The organism is Aquaspirillum soli (assembly GCF_054781915.1).
Window position 1 is genome coordinate 41799 of record NZ_BAAGTM010000001.1, and the last position, 13256, is coordinate 55054.

The following is a 13256-nucleotide window of genomic DNA, read 5'->3' on the forward strand; positions in this document are numbered from 1 at the left end:
GGCAAGCCAACTGGTTGACAGTGGCAAGCCGGTCAAAATCGGAATTGTATTCGGTTTTTCTTCTGCTTAGGACATGAACCATCATGGCAAAGCTTTTTTCTCTGCGTTCGGTGTTGTGTGGTCTGCTGCTTGGTGTCTCGATCACAGCACAGGCAGAAACGGTAGAAAAAACTCTTGATAACGGCTTAAAGCTGATTGTCCGTACCGATGAACGGGCCCCAGTTGTGGTGTCACAACTGTGGTATCGCGTCGGTTCGGTCGATGAAAGCCAAGGGTTAACCGGTGTTTCCCACGCATTAGAACACATGATGTTCCGTGGCACACAACAGGTTGGTGACGGTGAATTTTCGCGACGCATTGCTGCTTTAGGTGGAAAACACAACGCCTTTACCAGCCGTGATTATACGGTTTACTTTGAACAATTAGCGGCAGATCGCGTAGAAGAGGCCATTCGGCTAGAAGCCGATCGGATGGGGAATTTGCGGATTGCTGATGATTTATTCGCTAAAGAAATTCAAGTGATTCGCGAAGAACGCCGCTTGCGGACTGATGATCAGCCGACAGGCGTGTTATTTGAACAATTGTCTGCCCAAGCATTAGTCGCCAACCCAGCGCGTCATCCGATTATTGGTTGGGCCGATGATCTACACACCATGCAGGCCAGTGATTTACGGCGGTGGTATCAAATGTGGTATGCACCAAACAACGCCACATTGGTGATTGTTGGCGCGGTTAAACCAGAGCACGTGTTCCGCATGGCTGAAAAACACTTTGGTGTTTTACCAAAACGTCCCATTCCGAACATCGTGCCACGACAAGAACCGGAACCGTTAGGTCTCAAACGTTTTACGGTCCGTCGTCCTTCCGAGCTGAGCTATCTTGCTATGGCATGGCAAGTCCCTCGTCTATCGCCCAATCAAGCGCAAACAGATGCCCCTGCGTTGGCGATGCTGGCGGCGGTGTTGGATGGGCTAGAGTCATCACGATTGCCGAAAACACTGGTCAGAGAACAGAAATCCGCCAGTTCAGTGAATGTGGATTACGACATGCTGGGACGGGGTGCTGCGCTATTTACCATTACCGCAGTGCCGGCGGCAGGGGTGGCTGTGACGGATATGGAAATGGCCATTCGTAAACAGCTGGCGCAATTGGTGAAACACGGGGTGAGTGACAGCGAGTTACAACGTCTGCGTACCCAAATGCGCGCTTCACGGGTCTATGAAAAAGATTCTTTATTTGGTCAGGCCATGAATTTGGGGCGGTTGGCATCATTAGGGTTCGATTGGCGTCAGGAAGACACTTTGTTAGAACAGTTGCTTGCAGTGACCACTGCCGATATTCAACGCGTGGCTCAGCGTTATCTAGTCGATCAGCGTTTAACTGTCGGTGTGTTATTACCAGAAAAAACGACAACTGTTGCAATCGCAAAAGGGGCAAAACATGCTAACTAAGGTGATGAAACCGTGGCGACAGGTGCAAGTGGCTGCTTTGGCTTTGGGGATGGCGTTGAGTACCAGTTGGGTTCAGGCCCAACAGTTGCTGCGCTGGCAAACCGAACAGGGTGCGAAAGTGGTGTTTATCGAGAGCCGTAATCAACCGATATTAGATGTGCGGGTTGATTTTAATGCGGGTTCTTGGCGCGACTCACCACAAAAAGCTGGGTTATCTGCCCTGACACTATCGTTATTGCAAGCCGGAACGACACAATATTCTGAACAAGCCTTAGCAGAAAAACTGGCCGATCAAGGAGCGCGCCTCAGTAGTTCCATTGAAACGGAGCGCGCTGGCTTACAACTGCGAACCTTAAGCAGTGAGCCACAGCGTACGGCTGCTTTAGCGTTATTAACAGATTTATTAGCCAATCCCAGTTTTCCTGTGGCAGCGGTTGAGCGTGAAAAAAAACGCACCATCGAGGGCTTAAAACAGGCGGAAACGGATGCGGCAAGTGTGGCAGATCGTTTATTGACCTCTGCCATCTACCCAAACCATCCTTATGGATATGAGGCGCTGACTTCGATTGCAACGGTTTCTCGTATTCAACGCGCCGACATTTTAGCCTTCTGGCAACAACACTATCAGGCCGCTTCCGCTACAGTCACGCTCGTCGGTGATATTAGCCAACAGGATGCTCGAGATATTGCTCAATCGCTTACCCAAAAGCTGCCACGCCCCAGTTCGCCACAGGCCACATTAAACAAAGTGCCTGCGGTTGCTTCTCAATCGTTGATTAAACGGCCTCATTCGTCCTCTCAGGTGCATATCATGTTGGGAATGCCGCTGCTGCAACGGCATGACCCTGACTACTATCCGCTTTTGGTCGGCAACTATATTTTGGGCGGCGGGGGATTTGACTCGCGTTTGATGAAAGTGCTGCGCGATCAGCATGGGCTGACATATGGTGTGAGCAGTTATATGAGTCCATTGCGTGAAGCTGGCCCCTTCGTGATTCAGTTGGCCACAGAAAAAAAGAATGCGGATAAAGCGGCGAACCTAATCGATTCGGTGGTTCAACAATTTATTACGCAGGGGCCAACGGCTGAGGAGTTGAATCAGGCAAAAAATCATCTCATTGGGGGTTTCCCGTTGCGCCTAGATAACAACCGTAAATTGCTCGACTATGCGGCGGTAATAGGTTTCTATGGTTTGCCCGATGATTTTCTCTCTGCTTACACCCAACGTATTGCCGCTGTCAGCCGTGAGCAAATTCAACAAGCTTTTGCGCGCCGTGTGGCTTCCCAACAATGGCAACGGGTGATGGTGGGTGTTGAGCCTTAATCGCCAGAGCAACGCCAATGCTAAAATGCAACTTAAGCGATTTTATATTGGATGATTGATGTCACATTCAGCACGTAGTCAGAATAAAGGCAGCCACAAAGTGCGGATTATCGGCGGCAGTTTACGCCGCCGCTTGATTACTTTTCCCGATAGTGAAGGCTTACGCCCTTCTCCAGACCGAGTTCGTGAAACCTTATTTAACTGGTTGGGACAAGAAATGACTGGCCAGTTGTGTTTAGATGCTTTTGCAGGCAGCGGTGCTCTTGGGTTTGAAGCTGCCTCTCGTGGGGCAAAAGCGGTATTTATGTTAGAGGCCTCACGTATCGCTGTGGCGGCATTAAAGGACAATCAAAAACAACTGACTGCGCATACCGTACAAGTGGTGCAAACGGATGCACTCGCGTGGATGCGACAAGCGAAAGTGCCATTTGATACGATCTTTCTTGATCCGCCTTTTGCTTCCGATTTATTACCTAAAGCATTAACGTTGATCCAACAGCAAGGATTACTGACGGCTACCGGTTGTGTCTATATTGAAACTGGATTGTGGCCAGAGCCTGAGCAACTGTCTGGTTGGGATGTGGTGAAACAAGCAAAAGCGGGTCATGTGCATTACGGTCTGTTGCGATTAGCTGCGGCAGCGCCTTAGTGCTGTCTTGCAGTGAAGCGGTAGCAATGCCACAATCCACCACGAAGTAAATACTTGAGGAAAATAGTATGGCTTTAATCATCACCGACGAATGCATCAACTGTGATGTCTGTGAACCGGAATGTCCCAACAATGCGATCTCGCAGGGTGAAGAGATTTATGTGATTGATCCCAATCTCTGTACGCAATGTGTGGGTCACTATGACGAGCCACAGTGTCAACAAGTCTGTCCTGTGGACTGTATTCCTTTGGATCCTGCGCACCAAGAAACCCATGATGAGCTGTATCAGAAATATTTGATCATCACGGGTAAATCGGCGTAAGACTGAATGCAGTCCGCTAACCTGATGAATTGAAATAAAAAAGCCCGTTTATGCGGGCTTTTTTACTTTTTCCGCAAAAATTTTTTGCAAAAAGCGCTTGACTGGTCTACGAGATGTCTTTATAGTTCGGGTCTCTTTCAGGAGGGATTCCCGAGCGGTCAAAGGGATCAGACTGTAAATCTGACGGCTCTGCCTTCGAAGGTTCGAATCCTTCTCCCTCCACCAGAATTTGTTGTAATAGTTTTAAATTGGCGGTGTTAAGCAGGCGGGTGTAGCTCAATGGTAGAGCAGAAGCCTTCCAAGCTTACGACGAGGGTTCGATTCCCTTCACCCGCTCCAGTGCAATAAGTCAAAAGGCCCATGTAGCTCAGGGGTAGAGCACTCCCTTGGTAAGGGAGAGGTCGGCGGTTCAATTCCGCCCATGGGCACCATCTTCTTTTTGTTTGGCTTAAAAGTCAAAGGAAATGTCCGATCATGGCAAAAGAGAAGTTCGAGCGTACCAAGCCCCACGTTAACGTAGGTACCATTGGCCACGTTGACCACGGTAAAACCACGCTGACCGCTGCAATCACCACTATCTTGTCGAAAAAATTCGGCGGTGAAGCCAAAGGCTACGACCAGATCGACAGCGCTCCCGAAGAAAAAGCACGCGGCATTACCATCAACACCGCTCACGTCGAATACGAAACCGAGACCCGTCACTACGCTCACGTTGACTGCCCAGGTCACGCTGACTATGTGAAGAATATGATTACCGGTGCAGCGCAGATGGACGGCGCGATCTTGGTGTGTTCCGCTGCTGACGGTCCTATGCCACAAACTCGCGAACACATCCTGTTAGCTCGCCAAGTGGGCGTGCCTTACGTGATCGTGTTCCTGAACAAGTGTGACATGGTTGACGATGAAGAGCTGTTGGAACTGGTGGAAATGGAAGTGCGCGATCTGCTGTCTTCCTACGATTTCCCAGGTGATGACACTCCAATCGTGAAAGGTTCGGCACTGAAAGCCCTCGAAGGCGACCAGTCCGACATCGGCGAACCTGCTATTTTCCGTCTGGCTGACGCATTAGACAGCTACATCCCAACACCAGAGCGCGCAATCGACAAGCCATTCTTGTTGCCAATCGAAGACGTGTTCTCCATCTCCGGTCGTGGTACCGTGGTGACTGGCCGTGTTGAGCGTGGCGTGGTGAAAGTCGGCGAAGAAATCGAAATCGTGGGTCTGAAAGCCACCACCAAAACCACTTGTACCGGCGTGGAAATGTTCCGCAAATTGCTGGATCAAGGTCAAGCGGGTGACAACGTGGGCGTGCTGTTGCGTGGTACCAAGCGTGAAGACGTTGAGCGTGGCCAAGTGTTGGCTAAGCCAGGTTCTATCACCCCACACACCAAGTTCACTGCTGAAGTGTACGTGTTGTCCAAAGAAGAAGGTGGTCGTCACACCCCATTCTTTGCTAACTACCGTCCACAGTTCTATTTCCGTACCACCGACGTGACTGGCGCTGTTAGCTTGTCCGAAGGCGTGGAAATGGTGATGCCTGGTGATAACGTGTCTATCACTGTTGAATTGATCGCCCCTATTGCTATGGAAGAGGGTCTGCGTTTCGCTATCCGTGAAGGCGGTCGTACCGTCGGCGCCGGTGTCGTTGCCAAGATCATTCAGTAATAAAAGGTTTTTAGGCCAGTAGCTCAATTGGTAGAGTATCGGTCTCCAAAACCGAGGGTTGGGGGTTCGAGACCCTCCTGGCCTGCCAATTAGACTAACCGGTGCTCGTCACCGGTTAGTCTTTTCTGTATCAGAATTCACCTTGTTAATAGGCAAGCCAAAGGCTAGCAATGGAACTGCAAGATAAGCTCAAGTTTTTTGCAGCAGCGGCTTTAGTCGTTGCTGGCATCTCTGTGTTTTATTTTCTCCCCGAAACGCAGGGTGTGTTGCGCGTCTTGAGCGTGATTCTTGGCGTGGTATTGGCCGCTGGTTTGTTGTTGACCTCTCAGCCTGGAAAAAACTTTGTTATCTATGGCCAAGAATCCTTGGTAGAAGCAAAGAAGGTTGTCTGGCCGACTCGCAAAGAAGCGTCGCAGCTCACCGGATTAGTTTTTCTCTTTGTGGTCGTACTTGCTGCATTCATGTGGCTGGTAGATAGCGGCCTATCTTGGCTGTTTTATGATGTGATTCTCCAGCGAGGTTAATGCATGGCAATGCGTTGGTATGTGGTTCATGCCTATTCAGGCTTTGAGAAAAGCGTGCAAAAAGCGTTGCGAGAGCGCATTGAACGCGAAAGTATGCAAGATCGCTTTGGCCAGATTTTAGTGCCGGTCGAAGAGGTCGTGGATATTAAAAACGGCAAGCGTTCTTTAACAGAGCGCAAGTTCTTCCCTGGCTATGTGCTGGTTCAAATGGAAATGAGCGATGAAACTTGGCACTTGGTGAAAAGTACACCAAAAGTGACTGGTTTTGTCGGTGGCACACCTAATCGCCCAGCACCGATTTCGCCTAAAGAAGTCGAAGCCATTTTGCAGCAAATTCAAGAAGGTGTGGAAAAACCACGGCCTAAAGTGCTGTTTGAAGTGGGCGAGAAAGTCCGCGTTATTGATGGGCCTTTCTCCGACTTTAATGGCTCGGTTGATGAAGTGAATTATGAACGTAATCGCTTGCGTGTATCAGTGCAAATTTTCGGCCGCGATACCCCTGTCGAATTAGAGTTCGGTCAAGTCGAAAAAATTTGATTTGGCCAAAGTGGGTTGTCCTCTGTGCAACCATGCTGTGCCAATTTTGAGTCGCCTGTTGTATTAACATATTAACAGGCAGTGATAAAAGGGAAGCAGGTTTTTACCTGCGTTAATACCCGTATTAGGAGTGATAACGTGGCAAAGAAAATTGTCGGCTATGTCAAGCTGCAAGTGCCCGCTGGTAAAGCAAATCCATCGCCACCCATTGGCCCAGCTCTGGGTCAGCGTGGTCTGAATATTATGGAATTTTGTAAGGCTTTTAACGCTCAAACCCAAGGTTTAGAGCCAGGCCTGCCAATTCCTGTGGTGATCACGGCTTATGCTGATAAGTCGTTCACCTTTATCATGAAAACACCACCTGCGACTGTTTTGATCAAAAAAGCCGCTGGTGTGCAAAAAGGCAGTCCAAAGCCTCATTTGGACAAAGTTGGCAAGTTAAATCGTGCACAACTTGAAGAAATCGCAAAAACCAAACAGCCCGACCTGACTGCTGCTGATATGGACGCTGCTGTGCGTACAATCGCTGGTTCTGCTCGCAGCATGGGTATCGAAGTGGAGGGCGTATAATGGCTAAGGTTTCTAAGCGTTTAGCAGCACTGAAAGCCAGTGTTGACCGCAACAAACTGTACTCCGCTGACGAAGCTTTGGCTTTGGTCAAAGGCGCAGCAACAGCTAAATTCGACGAATCCATCGACGTTGCAGTGAACTTGGGTGTTGACCCACGTAAATCTGACCAAGTCGTTCGTGGTTCTGTGGTGTTGCCACGTGGCACTGGTAAGAGCGTGCGTGTTGCCGTGTTCACCCAAGGTGCGAATGCCGAAGCAGCTAAAGCTGCTGGTGCTGAGATCGTTGGTTTCGAAGACCTGGCCGAGCAAATCAAAGGCGGCATGATGGATTTCGACGTCGTGATCGCTTCGCCTGATGCAATGCGTATCGTGGGTCAGTTGGGTCAAATCTTGGGCCCACGTGGTCTGATGCCTAACCCTAAAGTTGGTACTGTGACTCCAAACGTTGCTGAGGCAGTGAAAAATGCCAAAGCAGGTCAAGTGCAATATCGTACTGACAAGTCCGGTATCATTCACGCCACGATTGGCCGTGCTTCTTTCGAAGCAGAAGCCCTGCGTGAAAACTTGACTGCATTGATCGAAGCTTTGTTAAAAGCAAAACCAGCTAGCTCTAAAGGTCAATACCTGAAAAAAGTAGCGGTTTCCAGCACGATGGGTGTGGGTGTTCGTGTTGACACTGCCACTGTTGTTGCTCAGTAAGAATGCTTAATGGGCCGATGAAACTTGTTTTCATCGGTCAATGGCTTTGGGCTGGTGCTGTCGTCACAGACAGCATCAGATTGTCCAAGACCGTAGGGGGAAACTTAATTACCGGCAACACCGGTTCCCTGCGCAGATGGTGTACCCGAAAGCAGGCTCTATGATTATCCCGCAAGGGCTAATATCTGTGATGTCTCCTGAAGAAGGTCGCCAAGAGAGGTGGGTAGCATCTGTTACCCGTTCCATCATCTTAGGAGGTAGACCTTGAGTCTCAATCTTGAAGATAAAAAGGCGGTGGTAGCTGAGGTTGCAGCACAAGTTGCTGAAGCCCAAACTATCGTAGTCGCCGAATATCGCGGCATTGGCGTGGCCAGCATGACCCAGCTGCGTGCAAAAGCACGTGAGCAAGGCGTGTACCTGCGTGTGTTGAAAAACACCCTGGCACGTCGTGCAGTGGCTGGTACCCCGTTCGAGGGTCTGGCTGAGCAAATGGTCGGCCCACTGGTGTATGGCATTTCTGCTGATCCAGTCGCTGCTGCTAAAGTCATCAGTGACTTTGCAAAAGTGGATCAAAAAATCGTGGTGAAAGCCGGCTCTTATGACGGCAAAGTGTTGGATGCTGCTGGCGTTGCCCAGTTGGCTTCTATCCCAAGCCGCGAAGAATTGCTGTCCAAATTGCTGTTCGTTATGCAAGCTCCAGTGGCTGGCTTTGCGCGCGCTTTGGCTGCTTTGGCCGAGAAAAAGCAGGGCGAAGAAGCCGCTGCTTAACATTGATATTTCGCTATTGGCAATGTGCTAATAGTTCTAAAATCCAGGAGATTTTTACATGGCTATTTCTAAAGAAGACATCCTCGACGCCGTTAGTGGTATGACCGTTATGGAATTGAATGACCTGGTGAAGGCATTCGAAGAGAAATTCGGCGTGTCCGCTGCTGCTGTTGCTGTTGCTGCTGGTCCTGCCGCTGCTGCTGCTGTTGAAGAAAAAACCGAATTCGACGTGATCCTGCAATCCGCTGGCGATCAAAAAGTGAACGTCATTAAAGTGGTTCGTGCAATCACCGGTTTGGGCCTGAAAGAAGCCAAAGACTTGGTTGACGGCGCACCTAAAGCTGTTAAAGAAGGCATTGCTAAAGCTGAAGCTGAAGCCATCGTGAAACAGTTGGAAGAAGCCGGCGCGAAAGCAGAAATGAAGTAAGCTTTTAGCTGATTCATTTTTTAAGGCTGGTAGAGAAATCTGCCAGCCTTGTTGCGCTTATAGTCAAGCCGCGGTCTGTCAAAATACAGAGCCCTATCCGAGACAGTAAAAGTCGATATTCGTTTTTTGGGCCGATTGCCGACTTTTGGTGTCTTGCGCCCCACCTCGATGGAGACTCTATGAGTTATTCGTTCACTGAGAAAAAGCGTATTCGTAAGAGCTTTGCCAAGCGTGCGAACGTTCTCGATGTGCCTTTCCTGTTAGCTACCCAGATCAACTCCTATGCCGAGTTTCTGCAACTTGGCGTGCCGCAGGAAACGCGGCAAAACGTGGGTCTGGAAGCGGCTTTCCGCTCCATTTTCCCAATCGAGAGTCACAACGGCAGCGCACGTTTGCTCTACGATGGCTATATCTTGGGCGATCCCCCCTTTGATGTTCAGGAATGTCAATTGCGTGGCATCACGTATGCAGCGCCCCTGCGTGCACGGATTAAATTAGCATTACGTGATCGCGAAAGCGGCCAATGGTATGCTAAAGAAGGGCCAAAAGATGTGTACATGGGTGAAATTCCACTCATGACCAACAATGGTTCTTTTATTATCAATGGCACTGAACGGGTTATCGTTTCTCAGCTGCATCGTTCGCCTGGTGTGTTCTTTGAACACGACCGTGGTAAAACTCATAGTTCTGGCAAACTGCTGTTCTCCGCTCGGATTATTCCTTATCGTGGTTCTTGGTTAGATTTTGAATTCGACGCCAAAGATCTGCTCTATTTCCGTATCGACCGTCGTCGTAAGATGCCTGTCACCACATTGCTGAAGTCGTTGGGCTTCTCCAATGAAGAAATCCTGGGTGAATTTTTCAGCTTCGACCGCTTCTATTTGACCTCTGATGGCATCTATATGGAGCTGGTTGCTGAGCGTCTGAAGGGCGAAATTGCGAAAGCGGATATCGTTGCCGCTGATGGTCGTGTGTTGGTACAAAAAGATAAGCGTATTACTGCTAAATCGATTCGCGACATTCAAAACGCGGGTATCACACGTTTAGAAGTGCCGCACGATGTGCTGTTCGGTAAAGTCGTGGCTTCGGATGTGGTAGACCGTACCACTGGCGAAATTATCTTGCGTGCCAATGATGAAATCACCGAAGAAACGATTGCTAAGTTGGCTTTGGGTTCGGTGACCGAGCTGGACGTGTTGTACACCAACGAGCTCGATCAAGGTGCCTTTATCTCGCAAACCTTGCGTACGGATGACGTCCAAACGCAAGAGCAAGCGAAAGTTGCGATTTATCGCATGATGCGTCCTGGCGAACCGCCTACAGAAGAAGCGGTAGAAGCGTTGTTCCAACGCCTGTTCTTCAATGCAGAAACCTACGATTTATCTCGTGTTGGTCGGATGAAGTTCAACCGCCGTATTGGTCGTGATGAGATCGAAGGCGAACCGACTTTATCGCGTGAAGACATTACTTCGGTGATCAAGATTTTGGTTGAACTGCGTAATGGTCGCGGTGAAGTCGATGATATTGACCACTTGGGTAACCGTCGTGTGCGTTCGGTTGGCGAATTGGCTGAAAACCAATTCCGTGCTGGTTTGGTGCGTGTTGAGCGTGCGGTAAAAGAGCGCTTGAATCAAGCTGAGTCTGAAAACTTGATGCCTCACGACTTGATCAATGCAAAACCAGTCAGTGCTGCTATCAAAGAATTCTTTGGTTCTAGCCAACTGTCGCAGTTTATGGACCAAACCAACCCGCTGTCTGAAGTCACGCACAAACGTCGTGTTTCAGCCTTGGGCCCAGGTGGTTTGACTCGTGAGCGTGCTGGTTTTGAAGTGCGTGACGTGCACCCGACTCACTATGGCCGTGTTTGTCCGATTGAAACGCCTGAAGGTCCAAACATTGGTCTGATTAACTCGCTATCTTGCTATGCGCGCACTAACGAATATGGTTTCTTAGAAACCCCATATCGTAAAGTGATTGATGGCAAAGTCACCAATGACATCGAATATCTGTCAGCGATTGAAGAAGGCCGCTATGTGATTGCACAGGCCAACGCTGAATTAGATGATGAAGGTCGTTTGGTGGATGAGCTGGTCACGTGTCGTGAAAAAGGTGAAACCATCCTTGCCACGCCAGATCGTGTGCAATACATGGATGTGGCACCGAGCCAGATTGTGTCGGTGGCTGCTTCGCTGATTCCATTCTTGGAACACGATGATGCTAACCGCGCCTTGATGGGTTCGAACATGCAACGTCAAGCTGTGCCTTGCTTGCGTGCAGAAAAACCTTTTGTTGGTACTGGTATCGAACGTTCGGTGGCAATTGACTCGGGCACAACCGTGACCGCGCGTCGTGGTGGTCGCATTGATTATGTGGATGCCAGCCGTGTGGTGATCCGTGTCAATGATGATGAAGCACAGGCCGGTGAAGTGGGTGTTGATATCTACAACCTCACCAAGTACACCCGTTCTAACCAAAACACCAACATCAACCAACGCCCAATCGTTAAAGTGGGTGATGTGGTTGAAGCGGGTGATGTGATTGCGGATGGCGCTTCCACTGACTTGGGCGAATTGGCGCTGGGTCAGAACATGACCATCGCCTTTATGCCTTGGAATGGCTACAACTACGAAGACTCGATTCTGATTTCTGAGCGTGTGGTGGCAGAAGACCGCTATACCTCGATTCATATTGAAGAACTGAACGTGGTTGCGCGTGATACCAAGCTGGGGCCAGAAGAAATCACCCGTGACATTCCAAACTTATCTGAACGGATGCAAGGTCGTTTGGATGAGGCAGGTATCGTCTATATCGGTGCTGAAGTAACGGCTGGTGACGTGCTGGTGGGTAAAGTGACACCAAAAGGTGAAACCCAACTCACACCGGAAGAAAAACTGCTGCGTGCAATTTTTGGCGAAAAAGCGTCTGATGTAAAAGACACTTCGTTGCGTGTGCCAACTGGTATGACGGGTACCGTGATTGATGTTCAAGTCTTTACCCGTGAAGGCGTTGAACGTGACAAACGTGCACAATCGATCATTGACGAAGAACTGAAACGCTATCGTCAAGATTTGAACGATCAGATTCGTATTTTTGAAGCCGATGCGTTTGCTCGGATCGAGCGTCTAATCGTGGGTAAACCCGCGAATGGTGGTCCTAAGCGTTTGGCCAAAGGTGCAGAAATCTCGAAAGAGTATCTGGAAGGTTTACCTTCTCGCCACGAGTGGTTTGAGATTCGTATGGCCGATGAAGAAGTGGCGAAGCAGCTTGAGCTGATGAAAGAGTCACTGATTCAGAAGCGTGAAGAATTTGACCTCAAATTCGAAGACAAACGCCGTAAGCTGACGCAAGGTGATGAATTACCACCAGGCGTGATCAAGATGGTCAAAGTCTATCTGGCAGTGAAGCGTCGCTTGCAACCTGGTGACAAGATGGCCGGTCGTCACGGTAACAAGGGTGTGGTATCCAAAATTCTGCCAATTGAAGATATGCCTTATATGGCAGACGGTACCCCTGTGGATATCGTGCTCAACCCGTTGGGTGTGCCTTCACGGATGAACGTGGGTCAGATCTTAGAAGTTCACCTTGGCTGGGCCGCAAAAGGTTTAGGCAAACAGTTCGATCGCCTGTTGCGTGAACAACGCAACGTATCGGAAGTGCGTGAGTATTTAGATAAGGTCTACAACTCTACCGGTAAATCGGAAGAGATTGCTAGCCTGACTGATGACGAAGTGATTGAATTGGCACGCCATTTAACCGGCGGCGTTCCGTTTGCTACCCCCGTGTTTGACGGTGCAAAAGAAGAAGAAATTCGTCGCATGTTAGATCTGGCTTATCCAAGTGATGATCCGCTAACCGCTCGTTTAGGCTTCAACGGTTCTAAAACACAGATGACCTTATTTGATGGTCGTTCTGGCGAGGCTTTTGATCGTAAAGTGACCGTTGGTGTGATGCACTTCTTGAAACTGCACCATTTGGTGGACGACAAGATGCACGCCCGTTCAACCGGTCCGTACTCTTTGGTGACGCAACAGCCATTGGGTGGTAAGGCACAGTTCGGTGGTCAGCGTTTCGGTGAGATGGAAGTGTGGGCGCTGGAAGCGTATGGCGCGGCCTATACCTTGCAAGAAATGTTGACTGTGAAGTCGGATGATGTGACTGGCCGTACCAAGATGTATGAAAACATCGTCAAGGGCGAGCATAAGATCGAAGCGGGCATGCCAGAGTCGTTTAACGTGCTGGTGAAAGAAATCCGCTCGCTTGGCCTCGATATCGACCTCGATCACTATTAAACCCCGTGAGCAGTGAGGGGAGGGGTGGTTT

Annotated in this window: 12 protein-coding genes and 4 tRNA genes; all 16 read left to right on the forward strand. The window is 49.6% G+C overall.

The features are described 5' to 3' along the window. Positions 1–83: 83 nt before the first annotated feature. The 16 genes from ACYVJG_RS00220 (at position 84) to rpoB (ending at position 13225) form a co-directional block, all read left to right on the forward strand. Complete coding sequence (locus tag ACYVJG_RS00220) at positions 84–1451, forward strand: M16 family metallopeptidase (RefSeq protein WP_460429274.1); 1368 nt, start codon at positions 84–86, stop codon at positions 1449–1451. After that, a complete protein-coding gene (locus tag ACYVJG_RS00225; protein ID WP_460429275.1) occupies positions 1441–2775 on the forward strand; it encodes a M16 family metallopeptidase in 1335 nt (444 codons plus the stop codon). The genes ACYVJG_RS00220 and ACYVJG_RS00225 overlap by 11 nt, the downstream gene beginning before the upstream one ends. 58 nt (positions 2776–2833) lie before the next feature. Beyond that, entirely contained in the window at positions 2834–3424 is a 591-nt protein-coding gene (rsmD, locus tag ACYVJG_RS00230; protein WP_460429276.1) for a 16S rRNA (guanine(966)-N(2))-methyltransferase RsmD, read from the forward strand. Positions 3425–3492: 68 nt separating this feature from the next. Further along, complete coding sequence (locus ACYVJG_RS00235; protein WP_022654604.1) at positions 3493–3747, forward strand: YfhL family 4Fe-4S dicluster ferredoxin; 255 nt, start codon at positions 3493–3495, stop codon at positions 3745–3747. Positions 3748–3887: 140 nt separating this feature from the next. After that, positions 3888–3972 (forward strand) — tRNA-Tyr (locus ACYVJG_RS00240). Positions 3973–4012: 40 nt separating this feature from the next. Next, a tRNA-Gly gene (locus ACYVJG_RS00245) sits at positions 4013–4086 on the forward strand. A gap of 17 nt (positions 4087–4103) precedes the next feature. Continuing rightward, positions 4104–4178, forward strand: a tRNA-Thr gene (locus ACYVJG_RS00250). Positions 4179–4221: 43 nt separating this feature from the next. Further along, entirely contained in the window at positions 4222–5412 is a 1191-nt protein-coding gene (gene tuf, locus ACYVJG_RS00255) for an elongation factor Tu (protein ID WP_460429277.1), read from the forward strand. A 12-nt stretch (positions 5413–5424) separates the two neighbouring features. Then, positions 5425–5500: transfer RNA gene (locus ACYVJG_RS00260), tRNA-Trp, on the forward strand. Between the two features lie 82 nt (positions 5501–5582). Further along, entirely contained in the window at positions 5583–5936 is a 354-nt protein-coding gene (gene secE, locus ACYVJG_RS00265) for a preprotein translocase subunit SecE (protein ID WP_460429278.1), read from the forward strand. Positions 5937–5939: 3 nt separating this feature from the next. Then, on the forward strand, positions 5940–6473 hold the full coding sequence (nusG, locus tag ACYVJG_RS00270; RefSeq protein WP_022654470.1) for a transcription termination/antitermination protein NusG: 534 nt from the start codon (positions 5940–5942) through the stop codon (positions 6471–6473). A 138-nt stretch (positions 6474–6611) separates the two neighbouring features. Next, positions 6612–7043, forward strand: a complete 432-nt coding sequence (gene rplK, locus ACYVJG_RS00275) for a 50S ribosomal protein L11 (RefSeq protein WP_022654469.1) — start codon at positions 6612–6614, stop codon at positions 7041–7043. After that, positions 7043–7741, forward strand: coding sequence for a 50S ribosomal protein L1 (gene rplA / locus ACYVJG_RS00280; RefSeq protein ID WP_022654468.1), 699 nt, complete (start codon positions 7043–7045; stop codon positions 7739–7741). Before rplK ends, rplA begins: the two co-directional genes overlap by 1 nt. 264 nt (positions 7742–8005) lie before the next feature. Further along, complete coding sequence (gene rplJ / locus ACYVJG_RS00285) at positions 8006–8509, forward strand: 50S ribosomal protein L10 (protein WP_022654467.1); 504 nt, start codon at positions 8006–8008, stop codon at positions 8507–8509. Positions 8510–8567: 58 nt separating this feature from the next. Beyond that, entirely contained in the window at positions 8568–8936 is a 369-nt protein-coding gene (rplL, locus tag ACYVJG_RS00290; protein ID WP_460429279.1) for a 50S ribosomal protein L7/L12, read from the forward strand. Positions 8937–9115: 179 nt separating this feature from the next. Further along, positions 9116–13225 carry a DNA-directed RNA polymerase subunit beta gene (gene rpoB / locus ACYVJG_RS00295; RefSeq protein WP_460429280.1) on the forward strand — a complete coding sequence of 1370 codons (4110 nt, stop codon included), beginning with the start codon at positions 9116–9118 and terminating at the stop codon, positions 13223–13225. The last annotated feature ends 31 nt before the right edge of the window (positions 13226–13256 follow it).